This window comes from Brevibacillus borstelensis (genome assembly GCF_036700025.1).
Lineage (GTDB): Bacteria > Bacillota > Bacilli > Brevibacillales > Brevibacillaceae > Brevibacillus > Brevibacillus borstelensis.
On record NZ_CP144922.1, the window covers coordinates 5,198,092 to 5,217,512 of the forward strand.

Consider the following 19,421-nt stretch of genomic DNA (forward strand, 5'->3'; position numbering starts at 1 on the left):
GCCTTACGTTCTCCGAAGCACAATCATGGTGTAATCATCCGGCAGTTCAAATTGAGAGAGAAGCAACAGTCTGCGGTACAGATGGTTAGCCATCTCCTGTGCAGACGCACTCGTTTCCTCCTCCAGGAGAGAGACGAGTTCTTCTCTTTGTATGTAATATCGGCCAATCTTTCGTTCCGTTACACCATCTGTCAGAAGGATCAGAAAATCTCCGGGCTCCAAATAAATCTCACGTTCTTCGTATTCGCTGCCCGCCGCAATGCCTAAAGCCGTCCCGCAACCCTCCAGATCGAAAAATCGGTTCTCCCGAGCCCGATACAAAAATCCGGGCTCCTGGCCCGCTGTAGCGTAGCGAAACACGTGCTGAGCCGTGTTATAGCGGCCAAATTGCATGGTTACAAACATGCATGGGTCGATATTTCGTTCAACAACGCTGTTTAAATGTCTCAGCATGTTGCCCGGAGCAAGCTTCATCTCTCCCAGGCTGTCCATCGCGTACCTGAGCATCGACATACACATCGCAGCGGGGATGCCTTTTCCGGTGATATCCGCAATGGCAACAGTGAACTCACTTTTGCTTTCACAGAGGAAATGATAAAAATCTCCGCTCATTTCCTTGGCCGGAATACTGATCATGCCAATGTCTACATTCGGATATTGCGGAAGCGTTTCTGGCAGCAGCGTCTGCTGCATTGCGGTCGCGATGGCGATTTCAGCCTGCAGCTGTTGATGGCGGCTTCGCCAGCTGTCAAAGGAGCGGTAGGCATTGCCGTACTCGATCATGATTTCGGTGAGAATTTGAAAGGAATCTTGTATAAACTCCGGTACATCTCCCAAATGCTCCAGAACGTTTGCGTGCATATCGGTTACTTCCTCAGGAGAAATATTCCGTGAGAGCAGCCACTTTCCCAGTTGTTGAGCCAGGTATAGCTGGTCTTCTCGCTTTCCTTTCAGATAATCGCGCACGATCCGCGTGTATATGTCCTCATTTTCCTGACTCATGAACAGGCGTCATCTCCCCTCGTTCCCTTACCGCCATTTAATGACGACAACCTGTGTCCCCTCTCCCGGACTGCTCTCCAAAGAAAACTCGTCCATCATACGTTTCACGCCTGGCAATCCTGCTCCAAGCGCCCCGGAAGTGGAGTACCCGTCCTCCAGCGCTTTTCGCACGTCTTCTATGCCAGGTCCAGAGTCAGATGCGATGATCCTAAGTCCGACACGTTCGCCCTCCTCAAGAGGCTCTATCAATACGTTTCCGTGACCGGCATAAAGGAAAATGTTCCGTGCCAGCTCGGAAATCGTAGTGGCAATCCGCGATTGCATGATCGTCCCAAACCCCAGGCTTTTCGACAAGTTTCGACCTATTTGTCTAGCTGTGACTATATCTGCCTCTGAATATATCGTTATGTTATATGAATGAAGCCCTGTCACAACAAGAAACTCCTTCCATCGACGAGCTTTTCAGCAGTCGGTTAAACATGCAAAACGTGTCACTTTTTGTCTTTTTTCTTGTACACCATTCGATGCCAGGGCGCAAAATCCCTGCAATCACAGCAAAAAAACCACTGGCTATCCAAGTGGTTTTTCTTTCCTGCTCGTAATATTACCATTCCTTATTTAAAAGTCAATGATTCCCAGGCTAATTTGCAGCGATTCATTGACTCGATCCATCATCTCGTCGTCCAGATGAGTGATCTTATCGGTCAGTCTTTGCTTGTCAATGGTTCTAATCTGTTCTAACAAGATGACGGAGTCACGATCAAATCCATACATTTTTGCGTCAATCTCTACATGCGTCGGCAGTTTTGCTTTTTGAATCTGCGCTGTGATGGCAGCGACGATGACCGTCGGACTAAATCGATTGCCAATATCGTTTTGGATGACTAATACGGGTCGCACGCCTCCCTGCTCGGAGCCGACGACCGGTGACAGGTCAGCGAAAAATACATCGCCCCGTTTGACAATCACATGTCACACCCCGCTAACTAAGCGGACAAGAGTATGGTCAGCCTCTTCTTCAGCGCCGAATGCCTCCGATGCCATTTTCAAGTTGATTTTCGCCATTTCCATGTACCCTTTTTGCATGGTTTCGCGAATGACGCGCTTTTTGCGCTCCTTCAGATACAGGTGCATCGCTTGGCGAATAAACTCGCTGCGATTGGATTTTTCTTTTTGAATTACGCCGTCCACTTCCTGAAGCAAGTGTTGTGGCAGGCTGATCATGATGCGTTTCGTGTTTGACTTGGACAAGACAAATCCACCTCCAACCATGACCGTAACATCCGCAGTGCTTGTTACCACTTACCAGTATGGGTCACTACCATTATGTCGAACCATTTGCAAAAATATACCTGTCCGGTCGCTTCGGGAATAACCCGATTTTGCGCTTTACTAGTATTCGTGCTTTGCTCCAAAATTCCTGCCTGCTTTTTGCTGCTAGTTATTGACACTTTGTGCTGGCGCATGTGTCATCGTCAACGGATGAAACACCTCCGACACTTTCCCGTCTTTGCGATAAACACGCGGAAGCCGGTAATTCAGCATGCACGGAATCTCATAATTGATGGTCCCCACGAGCTCAGCTACTTCGTCCAATGAAATTTCTTCCGTTCCCAGGCGACCGTAGAGCACTACTTCGTCGCCTACCTTCGCGGAAGCGCCATTCAGCCTGACCATGATCTGGTCCATGCACACCCTGCCGACAATGGGAGAACGTCTGCCCTCGTGCAGAACAAAGCCGCGATTGGACAACGACCTGGAGAAGCCGTCTGCATAGCCGATCGGGAGCGTGGCGATTGTTTCACCTGGCTTGGCGGTGTACGTAGCTCCATAGCTTACCGTCATTGCTTCCGCTGCCGTTTTCACATGGGAAATGCGAGTTTTCAGGGACAACGCCGGCACCAGCTTCACCTGTGCCCGCTGCTTCAAAAACGGAGAAGGATATAACCCGTATAAACCTATGCCCAAACGGATCGTATCATACCCCCATTCAGGAAAGACAATCGCGGCGGCCGTATTGCAGCAGTGCACGCGCGGAAGCGTTTTTCCCGCCTCGCGAAGGGCGGCCAGCAGCTCCTGAAATTGCTGGTGCTGACGTCTGACATGTGTTGTATCTTCTTCATCCGCACAGGCGAAGTGGGTAAATATTCCTGTCCAATCAAGGAACGGACTTTGCTCCAAGGCTCTCACGACGTGAAGAAGCTCCTCGGCTGTACGCACTCCGAGTCTTCCCATGCCGGTATCCGTTTTGATATGGATCCCGATCGGCTTTGCACCGGCTTGCTCGATCCGCTCGTTCGCCTGTATGATCCAGTCGGCATGGTAAGCGGTCAGTTCAATTCCGAGCCGGCTGGCAGTTTCGACAGAGTCGACCGGGGTATAGCCGAGAACAAGGACAGGGGCAGTAATTCCCGCCTCGCGCAACACGACTGCCTCGTCCAGCATGGCTACCGCCAGTGAATCGGCGCCGCTCCGCAATGCCTGCTGGCCTACATGCACGGCCCCGTGCCCGTATCCATCCGCTTTGACTACGGCCATAATCCCCGTTGTTTCAGGAATATGCCGACGAAAGCTTGCTACATTGGCCGAAATGGCGTCCAGATCTACCTCTACCCACGTGTCGCGACAAAACGGTTTCATTTGCTATCTCCTCTTTTTGCCCTTTTGGTATAGATACAAGCGTTCATTCAAGTGATTGAGAAACTGCCTGGAAACCATCAGCGACTGGCGCTTTCCGCCCACTCTGTACAGATGGCGCCCTTCAAAAATCGGTTCCACCTCGGAAAGCGGATAACTGGTTTCCTGTCCGCTCATCCGAATGATCAGGTGAGTCTTTGTCAGTGTATACGAGGGACGCAGCGTGAATTTGTACAGGAACGGGGCCAAGCCAACCACCGCAATCGCGATGGCAAAAGCAAAGATCTTGAATGCGTCCGTTCTGGAGTCAAAGAACTGCGACAACAAAAGCATTCCGATGACAAAGGCTAGCGTTTCCATAATCCGCATCTTCATGCTTTTCCGCAAAAGAAGGTCTTTATACCCCGATTCCTCTTGATACAAAATGTCGTTCGACTGTTTCTTCATGAATACCGCTTCACCTCATAGCATAGTTACTCTGACTTTATCTCTTTTGGACAGAAGGTGTCAATTCGTTAAGCACAAATGTATGGTTTTTTTCATATAATACGGACACTTTGCGATTTGGAAAGGGGCCCAATAACGTCAGGCGAAGAGGCCCCTGTCCCTTCCCCTGCCCCGCTGAAAATCCATAGAACTAGGCTGTGATCACAATCGGATACAGGGACTTTCCTAGGAAAACACTACCGTAAGAATTTAAAATCGAGTAGGAGGGGGCGACTAACCCCCGTCCTCTCACACCACCGTACGTACCGTTCGGTATACGGCGGTTCACCAAGCTTGACGAATTTGAGAATATCGTTGCACTAAGCTTTTCAGCCCTTGTTGTTGCCAGTAGGCAATGCCGAGGGCTTTGTGTATATGCGGAGATTTTGTGGTACGCCATGCACCCTTGCGGGTATTTGCAATTTCAATGGCTTTTACGTGAGATATGCCAAGAGAACGAAGTTCTCGATATCTGGTTCTCACGCGTTTCCACTGCATCCACAAACAAAGACGGAGCCTGCGCCTTGTCCATTCCTCAATGGATTGTAGAATGCCCTTCGCGTCTGCAAGGGCGAAATATCCAATCCAGCCCATGAGGTACTGATTTATTCTTTCAATCCGCTTCTCCATCGAGATGCTCCACACCGGATTCGTGATCGTGCGGATTTTCTCTTTTAGCTTGAGGAGGGATTTGGGGTGGATGCGAATCCTTGTCTGTTTTGCAAAGGTAAAACTAAAGCCCAAGAATTTTCGTTTCCATGGTCGGTCTATCGCGCTTTTCTCCTCATTTACTTTTAGCCTTAGTACCTTCTCCAAGTGGTTTTGAATACTCTTCTTTACTCGTTCCCCTGCCCGTTTTGTTTTCACGTAGATATTACAATCGTCTGCGTAGCGGCAGAAACGGTGGCCTCTCTTTTCGAGTTCCTTGTCCAAATCATCAAGTAGGATATTTGCCAAAAGTGGGCTTAACGGCCCACCTTGCGGTGTTCCTTCACTTGATGTTGTACAGACGCCATTTATCATGATCCCCGCATTCAAGTAGGAACGAATCAGTCTTAAAATTCTCTTGTCCTGAACTTTTCGAGCCACACGGCTCATTAGAATATCATGATTTACGCGATCAAAGAATTTCTCTAGATCGATGTCCACCACGAAACGATATCCTTCGGAGATATACGCTTGCGCTTTCCTTACTGCCATGTGAGCGCTACGTTTTGGACGGAACCCATAGCTAGATTCCGAGAAGGTGGGGTCGAAGATCGGCGTTAACACTTGGAGGATGGCCTGCTGAATAAAGCGGTCTACCACGGTGGGAATGCCTAATAACCTTACACCACCGTCAGGTTTCGGGATTTCGACTCTGCGAACAGGTGAAGGTCTATAGGTTCCCCTTTCCATCTTCTCGCGGATGGCTTGCCAGTGTTCACGTAGATAATCGCGTAGTTGTTCGGTTGAAACACCATCGACTCCACCGACACCTTTGTTTTCCTCCACTCGTTGGAGTGCCATCCGTAAGTTTTCCCGTGATAAGACTTTTTCCAGCAAATCCATAATGATGTTCCTTCCTTCGCACATGCGGACTCCGTGCTTGCTGTACGATACTCAGCCCTCTTTTGTACCCTCGGGGCTTCACCCCTGCTCTTCAAAAGTAGTTCCTTGACAGAATTCTGCTTCGACGTACCGTATCAAAAGACATGGATCGCATGCTGACTTGATGTTCGGCCCTTCCCCATTCAAGCGTCCTCTACTCGGGTACTATGGCCTCTGCTGACTTGTGCATGTTCAGCGTCTCCTTACGGAGACGGTTACCAACAGTTGAAGGCGTTTCATGCAGACCTCCCCAGGTAAGAACGATAACTTTCATCCCATGTACCTGCCCAAGTTTACTACTGTATCCCTTGGCTGTATGGGGCTTTGTCTTGTTTGGCAGACTCGCCCGGATACAACAGCCTCAAATTGGGTTCGTGTACCTCAGGTCGGGATTTTGCCGCCGGCTTCCTTCAGATTCGACCTCGCGGTCGACACCCTTGCCTTGAGCTAACGGTTGGTACAGCCAACCCCCGTTCGGGACTTTCACCCTATAGCTATCGCCCATGCTGGGCGCACCAAAAACACGCCTGATCCTGCATAGGACCGGGCGTGTTTGTTGCAACATCTTTGATTTGCGAGAAAGGAAAACGGAATCTCAGTGTGATGCGGACATTTCTCTTGCGCTCAAAGCTGAAACTGCGGCGGCTTGGCTTCGTCCTTATTTCCCACCCAAACCGTATGTGGATTGAGCTACCTGAACCATTTCAACCTCCGGGAGGTCTCCCGTCAGTGTAAACTCGACGCCGTCCAGCTCCCAGGTCAGATAACGCTGATTATCTGCCGTTTGGGTCAGCACCCCGATCGTAAATCCGAGGTCGACAGGCATTCCCTGTTCATATGAAACGGTGGCCTCGGTCGGACGGGACTCGATCAGCTTGTAGTTATACGCTCCGTTGTACTGCAGGACGATCGTCTTTTGACCATTCCGGGTAACCGGCTCAATGTCTCCCTGTTTCACACCTTCAGGCATGTACGTTGGAACGATGACCCCGAACTGGCTGTTCGGCTGCTGGCTTGGCTGAGATACCTGTGCCATCGTCGGGATGACAGACATCGAGCTGGTTGTCATGTTGCGATCTTTGTCAAAGGCATCTTGATCAAATGTCGGATTAAACACAAATTCCGTGAAGTTGATCTTGACCAGCGTATCCAGATTGGAATCCATGATCTCTGCGCGTTTTGGTTTCAAGTCTTCTGTCAGCCAAATTTTTTGTTTCGTGAGCGAGCGGTTTCCACTGTAATTCGCTTTTACTTCAAACACGTAGTCTTTGTTGTCCATGTTCATTTTACGCTCGGTATCGTCGATAATGCTGCGGGCGAGCGTTTCGTAGAGATACAGCGGCCCATTGTTTTCCGGCCATCCGCTTTGGAAACGGAAGCTTTTTTTCAAATGGGGCGTAAGCACAAACACACCTTCGTTATTTCGCAGGATGATCTGTGTGATTCCCCGCTGCTTGGAGGTGAGGGCTACCCGGTAGTTGGTCGGCTTCTCGTACCAGACCTCCACATCGTACTCCATGGGAGTCGAGCTGGTTTGCATGGTCAAAACTGCTTGTGATTTGTAGCCCCCCATTTTGTCCAGCGTACTGCCTAGATCATCGACAATGTCCTCCGGTGTCTTTTGACCGAAGCAGCCGCCGAGCAGCAGAGAAAAGACCAACAAGAGCGCCAATGGAAGTGCTGCCCGTTTCATTCAAAGAACTCCTCCTTGTCTGCATTTTTCGACGAAGAAGGGCTCCCCTGTCTATTTCCTGGGAAATCTGTCATTCTTTCATCCGATCAGCGCATATCTTGTCATCCTCTGATGGGCCGCAGGTGTTAGTCTATCGCTGATTTTCAGCAAACTTCCCATTCTGGCTAGAGCAGGTAGTCCCTCCTAATCTACGCGATATAAATCTATGTCCCATCTCGTCCCAATATGCAGACAAGTTGCAGTTGTCCTCTATTCTTTCGATTCGATGACCACCTGCGCTACTGCGTACTCTTTGCTGTGGGAAATGCTTACATGGATTCGCAGCTTGGAGGGGTCATGTCCGATCCGGTTGCATGCCGCCTCGGTAATCGTCAGTTCCGGTTTTCCTGTCGTCCCTGGGGCGATCTGAAGGTCATGCAGACCTACAGCCCCACCGATGCCGGTCCCGAGCGCCTTGGCTCCTGCTTCTTTGGCTGCAAAGCGCCCTGCTACGTACTCAGCCAGCCTTCCCTCTGGTTTCCCCTCTAGCAGCTTCCTTTCCGCTTCCGAAAAAATCCGGTGAAGCAGCTGCGGCTGGCGCTTTAAAATCGCTTGAATGCGATGAATTTCAACGATGTCAATGCCGATGCCAACTATCATACCAATCATTTCTCCCCGACTTATTTTGCTGCCAACATAACACTTACGATCCATTATTGGCAAGCACACAAATAAAACACCCCCCGCAATCGCTGCGGGGGGAGAGGCGCTCTTAAAGGGTTTGTTATTCAGTCGGTTGTTGCTGCGCTTGTTGAGCCGCATTCGCAGCGGATTGCTGGTTTTGGCGGCGTACTTCCGACACGTTGGTTTCGCTCGCAAACTCAGTTGCGTTCGTAGCGGTTTGGTTGCGCATCGCTTGGTTCATACCTGCTTGCTTGTTTTGTTTCGGCATGGTCTTTTCACCTCCTCGACGTCACTGAATATAATGTGTGCTGAGCAATGCCCCCGTATCCCCGCCTGTTTTTTCCTCACCTCGACAACAGGGGGTTAAATCCCAGCCGCTAATCAAGCCGCGTTTGGTTATGCTATAACGAGAAGCAGGAAGAGCTGCCGCCTGCCGCGAATATGTACGTTCAATGTAAAAGCATGAGAGGAGCAAATGGACTATGGCTCAAACCGTTATTATTTATACACAAAAAACCTGCGGCCCTTGCCAGGAAGAAAAAATGTGGCTGTCGCAACAAAACGTTGCCTTTGAGGATCGCGACATACGTGAAAATGACGCTTATTTTCAGGAAGCGATTGGACTCGGGGCCAGCATGACACCGGTTACTCTGATCGAAAAAGATAGCGGCGACCGTATTGTCATCCACGGATTTGACAAGGAACAACTAAAAAAAGCGTTGGATCTTTCCTGATCCAACGCTTTTTTCCTATACGTCAACCTAGCGAATGCGCTGCTGTAGCCTTTTTGTCCTTTACGATTGGCGACATATCCGGCAAATGCTGCAAAATCTGCCGAATGGCGGGTGAACACTCCGTGTTAAGGGAATAAAACACCCAAGGTCCCTTGCGTTTTTCTTTAACCAAACCGTGTGTCTTCAGTTTGGCCAAGTGTTGAGAGACAGATGGTTGGGACGTTTGCAGAATCTCCACGAGATCTCGTACACAAAAGGATTGTACCTGCAAGAGAGCCATGATCGTCAAGCGTGTTTTGTCGCCGAGCAGTTTGTAAATCTCAGACAAATACAACACCTGCATCAAATCTGTGTCCATAAAAACCCACCCTTTGCCTTGCGTTTCTGATTACAAGTATACTACACGGACATAAGGCAGGGAAGATATGATGTCGACAGATCGGTGAACGCTTGTCTTTTTCCCGGTCAATTCGCTCCGGCCGTGATCGGAGCAAGCACTTGAAATCAGCGCCATTCGTGGATGTATCCGACTGTTTACCGCAGTGAAAAAGAAAAGCGCTCTCTTGGAAGCGGTTTTTGCAGTTTTTTCCATTGCCCGACGTCCATTTTTTCATCCAAATATCCGCAACGTCAAATACAGACCGGTCAATGTGATGAACAGCGTAGGGACAGTCAGGACGATGCCCGTCCGAAAATATTGCCCCCACGTAATCCTGACACCTTTGTTGTTCAATACGTGCAGCCACAAGAGCGTCGCGAGCGAGCCGATCGGCGTAATTTTTGGCCCCAGATCGCAGCCGATGACATTGGCGTAAATCAGCGCTTCCCGGACGATTCCTTCGGCCCCTGACCCTTGAATCGCCAGAGCGTCGAACATGACTGTCGGCAGATTGTTCATGAGCGAAGAAAGTGCTGCAGCGACAAATCCCATGCCCAATGTGGCGGCGTACAGTCCGTGGGCCGCAAACAGTTCCAGCCATCCTCTGACGACTTCAGTCAGCTGCGCATTGTGCAGCCCCCATACGACCACATACATGCCAATGGAGAAGATGACCACTACCCACGGAGCCCCTTTCAAGATACGTTCTGTCTCGATGGCGGGACTTCTCCTCGCCGTCAGGTAAAAGACAAGGGCGGCACCGGTTATGATCAGCGATACGGGAATATCCAGCCACTCGCTCGCGAAGAAACCGGTCAGAAGCACAGCCAAAATCAGCCAGGACAGCCGAAACATCCTCACGTCCCTGATCGCTTCTCGCGGCTCCCTTAGCACACTGGTTTCATAGCGACGCGGGATGCTTTTACGGAAATAAAGAAACAGAACAAGCAAGCTGCCGGCAACAGAAAACAGATTGGGCAGCAGCATCCTGGCGGCGTATTCGGCAAAGCCGATCCCGAAGTAGTCGGCGGAGACGATATTGACCAGATTGCTTACCACAAAAGGAAGAGAGCTGGTATCGGCAATAAAGCCGCTCGCCATGACAAAAGCAAGCACCATTTGCGGCTGCAGCTTCAACGCTCTCACCTGCGCCAGCACAATCGGGGTCAAAATCAGCGCAGTCCCGTCATTGGTAAACAGCGCCGAGACAAGCGTGCCGAGCAAAATCACATACATAAACATCAGACGGCCATTTCCTTTGGCCAGCCTCGCCATGTGCAGGGCTGACCACTCGAAAAAGCCGATTTCGTCCAAAATCAGGGAAATAACGATGATGCCAACAAGGGAAATCGTGGCGTTCCAGACAATTCCCGTCACCTCGCCGACATCCGCCATCGTGACGATGCCTGTCGCCAATGCGAGCAGTGCACCTCCCACTGCCGGGTAACCGATCGACAATCCTCGGGGCTGCCAGACCACGAGGATGAGTGTCACAGCAAAAATGAGTAATGAAAGCCAGACCACGGTTGTGTTTCTCCTCTCTGTTCTGCACATGCTAAAGTCGTGTATTCATTACATGGCGAAAAGCTCTCCTCTTTTTGGCGAAGACAGCTGGCAGAAGCAGCCGCCAAAGACCTTCCCTGTCAGGACACACCAAAAAGAGCGGACTTTTGTGTCCGCTCTCTTACGATACTACAGATTCTCTTTAACCGAAACGTCCTGTAATGTAATCCTCGGTTCTCTTGTCACACGGATTTTGAAAAATGACCGGTGTGGAATCGAATTCAACCAGCTCTCCATTCAGGAAAAAGGCAGTCTTGTCGGAGATGCGGGCTGCCTGCTGCATGTTGTGCGTAACGATGACGATGGTGTAGGTCGTTTTCAGCTCATCGAGCAGTTCCTCGATCTTTGCCGTAGAAATCGGGTCCAGGGCCGATGTCGGTTCATCCATGAGCAAAATTTGCGGATTCACGGCCAGAGCGCGAGCAATGCAGAGGCGTTGCTGCTGGCCCCCGGACAAGCCATAGGCCGGTTTCTTCAAAACATCCTTTACTTCCCCCCACAGGGCTGCTGCTTTCAAGCTGCTCTCCACGATCTCGTCAAGCTTGTTGCGGTCTGTAATGCCGTGCAATCTGGGGCCGAAGGTAATATTTTCGTAAATGCTTTTTGGGAACGGATTGGGCTGCTGAAAAACCATGCCGATATTTTTGCGCAAAATCTCTACGTCCACCCTGGACTCGTAGATGTCCTCGCCGACGACCTTCACACTGCCGTCGATTCGCACGCCCTGAATCATGTCATTCATCCGGTTCAACGTCCGCAGGAACGTCGATTTACCGCAGCCGGAAGGTCCGATAAAAGCAGTGATGCTGTTCGCTTCAATCTCCATATTGATATTGTGCAGGGCTTGGTGTTGTCCATAATACAGGTTCAGATCGCGTACCTCGATGATACTCACGGTTGCCAGACCCCTCTCTTTGTAAAAGTTCCTCTATTAATAGCGCTTCTGATATTTATTGCGAAGGTAAACCGCGGTCGCATTCAGTGTAAACAGCACGATCAACAGCACGATAATACCGGCGGCGGCAATCGCCCTAAACTCATCCTGCGGCTTGGATGTCCAGCTGTAGATCTGGATCGGCAGGACCGTAAACTGGTCGAGCGGAGAGCTCGGTACAAAAGCGATAAACGTAACCGCTCCGACTACGATCAAAGGCGCCGTCTCTCCGATCGCACGGGACAGGGCCAGAATAAAGCCGGTCAAAATGCTCGGAAATGCAGCGGGAATCACGACGCCCCGAATGGTCTGCCATTTGGACGCCCCCAGCGCATAAGAAGCATTTCGCAAATGCTGCGGCACGCTCCTGATCGCTTCCTGGGAAGCGACGACGATGATCGGCAAGACCAGGAGAGCCATCGTCAGCGCACCGGACAGAATCGTGCGGCCAAACAGAAAGCCTTCCACGAACAAACCGAGACCCAAAATCCCGAAGACAATCGACGGTACGCCGGCCAAATTGTTGATATTGACCTGAATCAGGTTGGTGAACCAGCCCTTTTTCGCGTACTCTTCCAAATACAGCGCCGTTCCAATCCCCAAAATAAAGGCGACTGGCGCGGTTATGCCAATAATCCACAAGCTGCCGAACAGCGCGGACAAGATACCCGCCTTTTCCGGAAAACGGGAGGCAAAGCTGGAGATAAACTGCCAGTCCAGCCAGCCAAGACCATCTGAAAGGATGCGATATAGCAATATGCCCAGGGCAGCTACACCTAGCAGCGTAGCGAGCAAAAACACTACGCGGGAGGCCCTGTCATAGATTTTTCGACGAGTCAGATTTCCTGCCGACATCAATACTCCTCCTTGTAGCGGCGCGTAATCCACTGCGCAATGATGTTAATGCCAAGAGTAAGAAGGAACAGAGTCATGCCAACAGCAAAAATGGTGCTGTACTCAATCGAGCCATGCTCGATGTCTCCGCCGCTGACCTGAACGATAAAGGATGTCATCGTCTGGATGCTTTCCAGCGGATTGAGCGTCAGCTTGGGCGTAGCTCCGGCCGCAATCGTCACGATCATCGTCTCTCCGATCGCGCGGGAGCAAGCAAGTACAAATGATGAAATAATCCCCGACAGGCCTGCAGGCACGACGACTTTGGTCGCTACCTCCAGCTTGGTCGCTCCCAGCGCGTAGGCGGCATCCCGAAGCGAACGGGGAACGGCCACCATCGCGTCCTCACTCAAGGAAGCAACCATGGGGAGAATCATGATACCGACCACGATACTGGCGGAAAGGGCGTTGAACACCCCGGTATCGGGAAAAATGCTGCGGATGAGCGGCGTGACAAACGTCAAGGCAAAGTAGCCGTAAACGATTGTCGGAACACCCGCGAGAACCTCCAAAATCGGTTTAATCGTTCGACGCACTTTTTCATGCGCATATTCGCTTAAATAAATCGCTGTCATCAGCCCAAACGGCAGGGCAACGAGACAAGCCCCCAGCGTAATCAGCAAAGACCCGGACAAGAGGGGCAAAATGCCAAAGTGCTGCGGTATAAACAACGGCGTCCACTTGGTGTCCGTTAAAAAGGAAAAGAGCGACACTTCTTTGAAAAAGCTGATCGTTTCAAACAAAAGCACCATGACGATGCCGACTGTAGTCAAAACGGATACGAAGGCACACGCGATCAAAAACGTGCGGATGCCGAATTCTCTATTTTTCTTCTCGTTTTTGACGACAATCTGGCTTTTTTTCGAGCGTACTTCCTGATTTAATGTTAGTATTTCTTGTCTACCCAACGTGAACATCCCCTTTCCTCTCGCGGACAGAGGGAAAAGTGGCGTTATCTCGATCATAACGCCACATTCCTCGTGCACCCGCTGTCAGGATTACTGGATCTTGGCAAGCGATTCTTTGTATTTGTCATCGGTCAGCGGTACGTAGAATACCGATTTGACCAGTTCAGGAGCGTTTTCCAGATAGAACTTCACAAACTCTTTTACTTCCGGTTTTTCCAGGGACTTTTTGTTTGCATAGATAAAGATCGGGCGAGCCAAAGGCTTGTAGGTACCGTCTTTGATCGTGTCAAAAGTAGGCGTTACCGCATTGCCATCGCCGTTGTCGATCGGAACCAGCTTCAGCTTGTCTGCATTTTCTTCGAAGTACGCATAACCGAAGTAGCCCAAGCTGTTTTTGTCGCCGGCAATACCTTGTACCAGCACGTTGTCATCTTCACTGGCGGTGTAGTCAGGACGGCTCTTTTTAGCCTCGCCTACAATCGCTTCTGTGAAGTATTCGAATGTTCCGGAATCCGTTCCCGGCCCGTACAGCTTGATTTCTTCAGCTGGCCATTCCGGACGAACGTCTTTCCATGTTTTCACCTTGCTGTCCGGCTCCCAAATCTTTTTCAGTTCATCGACTGTCAGCTTGTCAACAAAGCCGTTTTCCTTGCTGACGACGACGGAGATACCGTCATAGGCAACCGGGATTTCAACGAAATCAATTCCTTTTTCCTTCGCTGCTGCCGCTTCTTTTTCTTTAATGGGACGGGAGGCATTGCTGATGTCCGTTTCGCCGGCTGCAAACTTCTTGAAGCCGCCGCCTGTACCCGATACCCCGACCGTTACCTGTACGCCAGGGTTTGCTATTTGGAACTCCTCCGCAGCCGCTTCCGTGATCGGGAATACGGTGGAAGAACCATCTACTTTAACAGTTCCCGACAGATTGCTGGCTGTTTTGTTATCAGCTGCAGGAGTCGTTGCCTCCGTGCCGCCGGTAGAACCTGTAGCGCCATTGGAGCTTGGAGCAGATGTTGCGCTGTTGCTGCCGCATCCGGCGAGAATGGAACCTGCGAGAGATAGTGCCAGCATCAAACTACCGAGTTTTTTCACGATGAAAATCCTCCTTAAAATCGGTTTGTTTTCCTCTTTCCACTTACAGATGATACAGGCGGAATGTTGTTCTATTGTTTTGGCTTTGTAAAGCTTTCTTAAAGATTGGCCATTTCGTTGAGTAATCGCTTGATAAAGTGGGCAGACTATTACTACTTTTTTCAAGGAGTGAAACATACGATGGATAAACTGGCATTGATTCTCGTTATTATCGGTGCTCTCAACTGGGGATTGATCGGCTTGTTCCAGTTTGACCTCGTCGCTACCCTGTTTGGCGGAGAGAATTCGCTTGTCAGCCGAATCGTATATACTCTGGTTGGGCTTGCTGGCATCTACTCGATCAAGTTTTTGGTAGGCGACCGGGAACGGGCTTGACAGAGTGAAGCTTTCCGGAACAATAAAAAAGGCACATCCTGACCATCCAGGACGTGCCTTTTTTACGATTTATCGGTTTATTGTCTGGTTAACGGCTCATCGATGCTTACATGACCCATCAGCGATTCAGTCGGTTTTCCATCGACCAGGATGACGATTTTCTGTACCTCGTCAAACTGGAAGAGCGTATCCTTCAACGCATCAATCGCCATTCCTTCCCCGCTGGAGCCAAGGTTGTAGACGTTTTTGCCGTCTGCATCAATCGTCAGCGTGCCTTTGTCGAATGTGACAGAGTGGTAGTGAAAGTCCTTCCACAACGGCGCGTGAGCTTCATCCTTTGGCTTTTCCAAAAGGGCTATCGCCTGCTTGTACTTGTCCAGATCATCTGTGTAAGCAATCTCCTGCTCTTCTTTCTTCAATTCCATCAGATTGTCATCGGTGTAATAAAGAGCGATCGTTTGCTTCGTTTTCTGCTGCTCTGTTTCCGGCTGAGCAGCGGAGCCGGGCGTCTCCGTTTGTTCCGCGGGCGGCTGCGCTTGCGGCGCCTTTCCCTGACCACATCCTGTGACCAGAAGGATCGCTGCAGCTGCTGTCACCCAAAACGTCATGCGTCTTTTCATCGGAAACCTCCCTTTCTCATCCATGCCCTTCGCAATTTCTTAGTGGTAGGACTGATAGTATTCACGGATGGCTGCCGCGAGTGCTTCCGCCACCTTTTGCTGGAACGCCGGGGACGTCAATTTGGCATTCTCCCCCGGATTTGAGAGGAACCCTGTCTCCGTCAAAACGGCAGGCATCGTCGTATGCTTGATGACATAGAAGCCTGTCTGTTTCACCCCGCGATTCGGGAACTGTGTCGCCCCTTGCAGGTGACGGTGAACGACCTCGGCCAGATTCTTGCTGTTGGCGTTATAGTAAAAGGTTTCCGTCCCGCCGGTGGTCGGCTTCGTAAATGAATTGGCGTGGACCGACAGGAACAGATCGGCGTGCCGCTCATTGGCAAAAACAACGCGCTCGTCAAGTGTCAAATACACATCTGTAGAGCGTGTTGCTTCTACCTGAAACTCCGGATACTGCTTCAAAAGCTGTACCAGCTTGTTGGCGACAGCCAGCGTGAAGTCTTTTTCGATATTTCCGTTCACGCCCTTGGCGCCTTGATCCTTGCCTCCGTGACCGGCATCCACTACGATGAGGAATCCCGTCTTTTTCGGAACAGGCGAAAGCTTTACTTCAATGCCGTCTTCCGTATACTCCAGATTATACTTGCTCTTCTGGTTGAGCTCAATGACGACACGCACAGTTTGCGGCGATGCGCTGTACTGACTGTAGCGCACGTCTTGCACCAGAGTGTCCTTTTTGCTTTTTTCTTCGTCTTCGTGCTCAGCAGCTGCGGATTGGTCATCTGCTTCGTCCGACTCCCGTGAAGCGTCCGTGTGGCGATTTTCTTTGTCGTCGTCATCCTGATCGCTGCCTTTCTTTTTCTCGTCAGCGTCAGCATCCTGATCTTCATCGTCCACACTTGTTTCCCCGCCCTCGTAGTCGTCAGAGTTGCTGCTTTTCTTCAGCTTGTCCAACAAATCCTGATCCAACTCTGTCTGGGGCAGGTCCAGGACAATCCGATGCGGTCCTTGCAGGACGAACGCATTGGCCGTCACAGGAAGGCTTGTTTCAATGCGCACAACCTCATCATCATGGGTAACTCCCGTGAAGTAAGCGAGCCGTTCAATCTCCACCCGGTTTTTCCCCTGATCCCAGGTGAAACGTCCACCCAGCTCAGCCTCCAGCTCTTCCAATGGCAGAGCCAATTCGCCGTCGATGGTGAGTCCGCGGTCCGGATGCTTCCATACCTGTCCCTTTTTCCCTACCTGTTCGGCTGCGGCTTGGGCAGATATGTACAGCTTGTCCCCGTACTGGAAGCCTTTGAGAGACAGTGTTGGCTTATTGCCATTGTAGCGCATTTCCGGCGTTTCATTGGCAATGACCGTACGCGAAGCGTTGTCCCACCCTACCGTCACTCCAAGCGATTCCCCGACGAATCGCAGCGGCAGCAGCATTCGCTGATTCCGCATGACAGGAGGAGTATCCAGCTGCACTTTTTTTCCGTTCACCAGTGCATTTTTGGATCCGACCGTAAGCTGCAATGTTTGCGGGCCTCTTGTTATCACGGCCGTTCGCGTGGCCTGATTCCAGTCCACCTTGGCTCCGAGACCTTCCGCTATGACTCTGACTGGCACCAGAGTACGGCCTTTTTCAATGATCGGCGGTACATCCGGCTGTACGGCTTGTCCCCCAATCATCAGATGAACCGATGGGGCCGCAGAGCTTCCTGCAGCTGACGCCCACCCGGGGATGATGAGCAGGAACAACAATACAAACAGCGGTAACAAACGTGTTTTCATCCTGACCTCCTTCATGTTGTGTTTTCCTCTGGCAAAAGAAGCCGAGCGAATGAATTGCCCCGTATAGTTAGACGCAGCACCACCTGCAAAGTTTGTAGTCTTTTGGTACTAAATTCGGTCGAATACTGAAAAAAAGTGCCGAAATTCGGCACTTAAATACACAAATAGTCTTCGCATGATGTTTCCAAGTAATAAATGTCAGCTTTTTTAACAGGGGGATTTGACCTTGTCAATAAAACGATTCGATTTGTTTCCACATTTCCTATCCGATTTGTAATGGTATTGAGTCATCTGATGTTTGAGGAATAACAGTATCCACTCGATAGCCTTTGTTTCTGTAAGCAGAGTGAGCATTCATTTGTTCCTCTAACCTATTGTATACCTCCAAATCACTATATTCTTGGTTATTGTCCACGAAAATCTTTACTGTCTCGCCATTATTCAAATAACGTGTCATACCATAAAAGAGGCGCTCAGGTATCTTTACGTAAAATAACTTTCGCAGTTCTGTAATGGTCAGAGCCATTGGGCTACCAATACGTTTTGCATCTTCATTATTTACAATAAAAATGTTTATATGGATATCATAGTTTATGACACAGTTCATCGATTTAAAGTATTTTCCAAAGTCCTTATCGTTTGTATACTCTGCAAAATGCATTTCTCTGGTAGTTCCAAGTTGTGTTTTTATTCGTTCGATCTGCTCAACAACCTCATTCATTGTCGCTTCATTAGTCCCAAATGCCCCGTAATAAGAGTAAGCACCATTAGGTTGATCGAGCTTGTTAGATTCGTCAAAAAAAATATAGTATCCCATTTCTTCTCCCCCCTACTGATACATTTCATCTATTTGGAAATGTCAACTTGACGTTATTCCTCAAGGATATTATAATTGATTTAAGCTTAAAATACGGATGAGTGTTCACTTTCTCCGCCACCATTACGCAGGGCTGGTGTCACTCAAAAAGAAAGCCTTTCCCCGCCACCATTGTGCAGGGCTGGGCTTTTTTCGTTTACCCTTGTAATCTTTTTTAGCGGTCAGCTTGTTTATTCTTGACGATGCATCTCAATCGCCTCTTTTCATCTAAAAAACTACGCGCTTCAAACTTTTGTCCTTTTTTCACAAAAAAACACTCTTTAAAGTATTCATCGTTTTTTAACAGCAGAGCGTTTTCCGATGGCTACTTTTAAAAGAGTGCAAACTAAGTATTTTCGTGGTCCCGAGTGATGTTTTGGACGAATACGTGATTCGTTCGTTATAGTCCAAAATACTGTTTCAACAGCTCTTTGAATCTCGCATCGTCAATCTTCTCCTTCGTCACGACTCCATCCCGCCATTGTGTAAATGAGGTATTGGTTAAGGTTATATTTCCTTGATCTGTAATCTTTGTGATCAACGGAGATTTGTTAAACGGGGAATCCTCGTGCTCGGCGATGATCCTTTGAATCTCATTCCATTCCGATACGTCGGTGACAGGATGCTTGGAATCGAAAGCGTATCCGATCCTCCAGTCGGCATCCTTATGCTTCAATTTCATCTCAAGAACGTAGTCTCCGTGTTCGCTATCTACTTGTCTGATCCGAAACTCTCCATTGTCGGAGGCTACAGTCTCTCCGGTCAAAGGAACCGGTGTTAACGGCAAATTCGCTCCAAAGCCCGTATCCACCAGATACGTCTGTTCCTCGTGAACGACCAGGATGGTTACATGCGTTCTTCCAATCGTCTGGTACTCTCGCGTCTCGTTTTTGTAAACAACTCCGCGGGCCAGGACTGCATCAAAGCCATTTTCAAGCAAAAAGAAGTACAGAATCGAATTGAGCTCGTAACAAAGGCCGCCTTCTTTTTTTACGAGCATTTTGTTTACCAGGCTTTCTCTCGTAATCTCGCTCGTTTTATTTCCAATGATGCAAAAGTTTTCAAAGGGGATGTTTTTTGCCGTTTTTTCGAGAACGGTGTCCAAGTGTTCAAATATAATCTGTTCGTCCTCCGGAATACCGATTCTTTTGCGAAACAAAGCATTTAGCCCACTCATTGTGTATTCCTCCAAATAGTAGTTGTTCCTTGATTATTT

Annotated in this window: 22 protein-coding genes; 2 read left to right on the forward strand and 20 right to left on the reverse strand. The window is 49.7% G+C overall.

Translation table 11 applies throughout. The features are described 5' to 3' along the window. Positions 1 to 3 precede the first annotated feature (3 nt). The 10 genes from V5G20_RS24935 to V5G20_RS24980 all read right to left on the reverse strand — a co-directional run bounded on the left by V5G20_RS24935 (position 4) and on the right by V5G20_RS24980 (position 8,339). Positions 4 to 1,002, reverse strand: a complete 999-nt coding sequence (locus V5G20_RS24935) for a PP2C family protein-serine/threonine phosphatase (protein ID WP_003389783.1) — start codon at positions 1,000 to 1,002, stop codon at positions 4 to 6. A gap of 27 nt (positions 1,003 to 1,029) precedes the next feature. Beyond that, positions 1,030 to 1,434, reverse strand: a complete 405-nt coding sequence (locus tag V5G20_RS24940; protein ID WP_003389784.1) for an anti-sigma regulatory factor — start codon at positions 1,432 to 1,434, stop codon at positions 1,030 to 1,032. A 186-nt stretch (positions 1,435 to 1,620) separates the two neighbouring features. Continuing rightward, entirely contained in the window at positions 1,621 to 1,971 is a 351-nt protein-coding gene (locus V5G20_RS24945; RefSeq protein ID WP_003389786.1) for a type II toxin-antitoxin system PemK/MazF family toxin, read from the reverse strand. Positions 1,972 to 1,974: 3 nt separating this feature from the next. Further along, positions 1,975 to 2,274, reverse strand: a complete 300-nt coding sequence (locus V5G20_RS24950) for a CopG family ribbon-helix-helix protein (RefSeq protein WP_024985091.1) — start codon at positions 2,272 to 2,274, stop codon at positions 1,975 to 1,977. A 165-nt stretch (positions 2,275 to 2,439) separates the two neighbouring features. Continuing rightward, a complete protein-coding gene (gene alr, locus V5G20_RS24955) occupies positions 2,440 to 3,642 on the reverse strand; it encodes an alanine racemase (RefSeq protein WP_024985092.1) in 1,203 nt (400 codons plus the stop codon). Positions 3,643 to 3,645: 3 nt separating this feature from the next. Beyond that, positions 3,646 to 4,086, reverse strand: coding sequence for a hypothetical protein (locus tag V5G20_RS24960; RefSeq protein WP_003389791.1), 441 nt, complete (start codon positions 4,084 to 4,086; stop codon positions 3,646 to 3,648). A 324-nt stretch (positions 4,087 to 4,410) separates the two neighbouring features. Next, positions 4,411 to 5,676, reverse strand: coding sequence for a group II intron reverse transcriptase/maturase (gene ltrA, locus V5G20_RS24965; RefSeq protein WP_024985202.1), 1,266 nt, complete (start codon positions 5,674 to 5,676; stop codon positions 4,411 to 4,413). Between the two features lie 697 nt (positions 5,677 to 6,373). After that, a complete protein-coding gene (locus tag V5G20_RS24970; RefSeq protein ID WP_122958048.1) occupies positions 6,374 to 7,408 on the reverse strand; it encodes an outer membrane lipoprotein-sorting protein in 1,035 nt (344 codons plus the stop codon). 249 nt (positions 7,409 to 7,657) lie between these two features. Next, the gene (gene acpS / locus V5G20_RS24975) at positions 7,658 to 8,047 is read right to left on the reverse strand and encodes a holo-ACP synthase (RefSeq protein ID WP_003389793.1); all 390 of its coding nucleotides are present in this window, start codon (positions 8,045 to 8,047) and stop codon (positions 7,658 to 7,660) included. Positions 8,048 to 8,171: 124 nt separating this feature from the next. Beyond that, the gene (locus V5G20_RS24980) at positions 8,172 to 8,339 is read right to left on the reverse strand and encodes a gamma-type small acid-soluble spore protein (RefSeq protein WP_003389794.1); all 168 of its coding nucleotides are present in this window, start codon (positions 8,337 to 8,339) and stop codon (positions 8,172 to 8,174) included. Between the two features lie 214 nt (positions 8,340 to 8,553). Between V5G20_RS24980 and V5G20_RS24985 the strand changes: the two genes are divergently transcribed. Then, on the forward strand, positions 8,554 to 8,805 hold the full coding sequence (locus V5G20_RS24985) for a glutaredoxin family protein (protein WP_024985093.1): 252 nt from the start codon (positions 8,554 to 8,556) through the stop codon (positions 8,803 to 8,805). Positions 8,806 to 8,827: 22 nt separating this feature from the next. Here the strand turns inward: V5G20_RS24985 and V5G20_RS24990 are convergent, their stop codons facing one another. The 6 genes from V5G20_RS24990 to V5G20_RS25015 all read right to left on the reverse strand — a co-directional run bounded on the left by V5G20_RS24990 (position 8,828) and on the right by V5G20_RS25015 (position 14,575). Next, complete coding sequence (locus tag V5G20_RS24990; protein WP_003389796.1) at positions 8,828 to 9,163, reverse strand: ArsR/SmtB family transcription factor; 336 nt, start codon at positions 9,161 to 9,163, stop codon at positions 8,828 to 8,830. 252 nt (positions 9,164 to 9,415) lie between these two features. Next, a complete protein-coding gene (locus V5G20_RS24995; RefSeq protein ID WP_338462628.1) occupies positions 9,416 to 10,708 on the reverse strand; it encodes an arsenic transporter in 1,293 nt (430 codons plus the stop codon). A 181-nt stretch (positions 10,709 to 10,889) separates the two neighbouring features. Then, positions 10,890 to 11,642: a phosphate ABC transporter ATP-binding protein PstB gene (gene pstB / locus V5G20_RS25000; RefSeq protein ID WP_024985095.1), complete on the reverse strand. Its 753-nt coding sequence runs from the start codon at positions 11,640 to 11,642 to the stop codon at positions 10,890 to 10,892. A 36-nt stretch (positions 11,643 to 11,678) separates the two neighbouring features. After that, positions 11,679 to 12,536, reverse strand: coding sequence for a phosphate ABC transporter permease PstA (gene pstA / locus V5G20_RS25005; protein ID WP_003389799.1), 858 nt, complete (start codon positions 12,534 to 12,536; stop codon positions 11,679 to 11,681). Then, entirely contained in the window at positions 12,536 to 13,492 is a 957-nt protein-coding gene (gene pstC / locus V5G20_RS25010) for a phosphate ABC transporter permease subunit PstC (RefSeq protein ID WP_003389801.1), read from the reverse strand. The genes pstA and pstC overlap by 1 nt, the downstream gene beginning before the upstream one ends. 81 nt (positions 13,493 to 13,573) lie before the next feature. Continuing rightward, positions 13,574 to 14,575 (reverse strand): phosphate ABC transporter substrate-binding protein PstS family protein, encoded by a 1,002-nt coding sequence (locus tag V5G20_RS25015; protein WP_172920114.1) that lies wholly within the window; start codon positions 14,573 to 14,575, stop codon positions 13,574 to 13,576. Between the two features lie 180 nt (positions 14,576 to 14,755). Between V5G20_RS25015 and V5G20_RS25020 the strand changes: the two genes are divergently transcribed. Beyond that, the gene (locus tag V5G20_RS25020) at positions 14,756 to 14,950 is read left to right on the forward strand and encodes a DUF378 domain-containing protein (RefSeq protein WP_003389804.1); all 195 of its coding nucleotides are present in this window, start codon (positions 14,756 to 14,758) and stop codon (positions 14,948 to 14,950) included. A 77-nt stretch (positions 14,951 to 15,027) separates the two neighbouring features. On the opposite strand, the gene V5G20_RS25025 is transcribed toward V5G20_RS25020, so the two are convergent. The 4 genes from V5G20_RS25025 to V5G20_RS25040 all read right to left on the reverse strand — a co-directional run bounded on the left by V5G20_RS25025 (position 15,028) and on the right by V5G20_RS25040 (position 19,382). Further along, complete coding sequence (locus tag V5G20_RS25025; protein WP_024985096.1) at positions 15,028 to 15,570, reverse strand: GerMN domain-containing protein; 543 nt, start codon at positions 15,568 to 15,570, stop codon at positions 15,028 to 15,030. 39 nt (positions 15,571 to 15,609) lie between these two features. Further along, positions 15,610 to 17,349: an N-acetylmuramoyl-L-alanine amidase gene (locus V5G20_RS25030; RefSeq protein ID WP_039070421.1), complete on the reverse strand. Its 1,740-nt coding sequence runs from the start codon at positions 17,347 to 17,349 to the stop codon at positions 15,610 to 15,612. A 262-nt stretch (positions 17,350 to 17,611) separates the two neighbouring features. After that, on the reverse strand, positions 17,612 to 18,166 hold the full coding sequence (locus tag V5G20_RS25035; protein ID WP_172920680.1) for a DUF3800 domain-containing protein: 555 nt from the start codon (positions 18,164 to 18,166) through the stop codon (positions 17,612 to 17,614). A gap of 439 nt (positions 18,167 to 18,605) precedes the next feature. Then, on the reverse strand, positions 18,606 to 19,382 hold the full coding sequence (locus V5G20_RS25040) for an arylamine N-acetyltransferase family protein (RefSeq protein WP_172920681.1): 777 nt from the start codon (positions 19,380 to 19,382) through the stop codon (positions 18,606 to 18,608). Positions 19,383 to 19,421 lie beyond the last annotated feature (39 nt).

What these genes read in the sequence shown, in the direction of transcription:
- V5G20_RS24935 (WP_003389783.1), bottom strand. Translation starts at nt 1,002, where the DNA reads ATGAGTCAGGAAAATGAGGACATATACACGCGGATCGTGCGCGATTAT.
- V5G20_RS24950 (WP_024985091.1), bottom strand. Translation starts at nt 2,274, where the DNA reads ATGGTTGGAGGTGGATTTGTCTTGTCCAAGTCAAACACGAAACGCATC.
- alr (WP_024985092.1), bottom strand. Translation starts at nt 3,642, where the DNA reads ATGAAACCGTTTTGTCGCGACACGTGGGTAGAGGTAGATCTGGACGCC.
- V5G20_RS24960 (WP_003389791.1), bottom strand. Translation starts at nt 4,086, where the DNA reads ATGAAGAAACAGTCGAACGACATTTTGTATCAAGAGGAATCGGGGTAT.
- ltrA (WP_024985202.1), bottom strand. Translation starts at nt 5,676, where the DNA reads ATGGATTTGCTGGAAAAAGTCTTATCACGGGAAAACTTACGGATGGCA.
- V5G20_RS24970 (WP_122958048.1), bottom strand. Translation starts at nt 7,408, where the DNA reads ATGAAACGGGCAGCACTTCCATTGGCGCTCTTGTTGGTCTTTTCTCTG.
- acpS (WP_003389793.1), bottom strand. Translation starts at nt 8,047, where the DNA reads ATGATAGTTGGCATCGGCATTGACATCGTTGAAATTCATCGCATTCAA.
- V5G20_RS24980 (WP_003389794.1), bottom strand. Translation starts at nt 8,339, where the DNA reads ATGCCGAAACAAAACAAGCAAGCAGGTATGAACCAAGCGATGCGCAAC.
- V5G20_RS24985 (WP_024985093.1), top strand. Translation starts at nt 8,554, where the DNA reads ATGGCTCAAACCGTTATTATTTATACACAAAAAACCTGCGGCCCTTGC.
- V5G20_RS24990 (WP_003389796.1), bottom strand. Translation starts at nt 9,163, where the DNA reads ATGGACACAGATTTGATGCAGGTGTTGTATTTGTCTGAGATTTACAAA.
- pstA (WP_003389799.1), bottom strand. Translation starts at nt 12,536, where the DNA reads ATGTCGGCAGGAAATCTGACTCGTCGAAAAATCTATGACAGGGCCTCC.
- pstC (WP_003389801.1), bottom strand. Translation starts at nt 13,492, where the DNA reads ATGTTCACGTTGGGTAGACAAGAAATACTAACATTAAATCAGGAAGTA.
- V5G20_RS25020 (WP_003389804.1), top strand. Translation starts at nt 14,756, where the DNA reads ATGGATAAACTGGCATTGATTCTCGTTATTATCGGTGCTCTCAACTGG.
- V5G20_RS25025 (WP_024985096.1), bottom strand. Translation starts at nt 15,570, where the DNA reads ATGAAAAGACGCATGACGTTTTGGGTGACAGCAGCTGCAGCGATCCTT.
- V5G20_RS25030 (WP_039070421.1), bottom strand. Translation starts at nt 17,349, where the DNA reads ATGAAAACACGTTTGTTACCGCTGTTTGTATTGTTGTTCCTGCTCATC.
- V5G20_RS25035 (WP_172920680.1), bottom strand. Translation starts at nt 18,166, where the DNA reads ATGGGATACTATATTTTTTTTGACGAATCTAACAAGCTCGATCAACCT.
- V5G20_RS25040 (WP_172920681.1), bottom strand. Translation starts at nt 19,382, where the DNA reads ATGAGTGGGCTAAATGCTTTGTTTCGCAAAAGAATCGGTATTCCGGAG.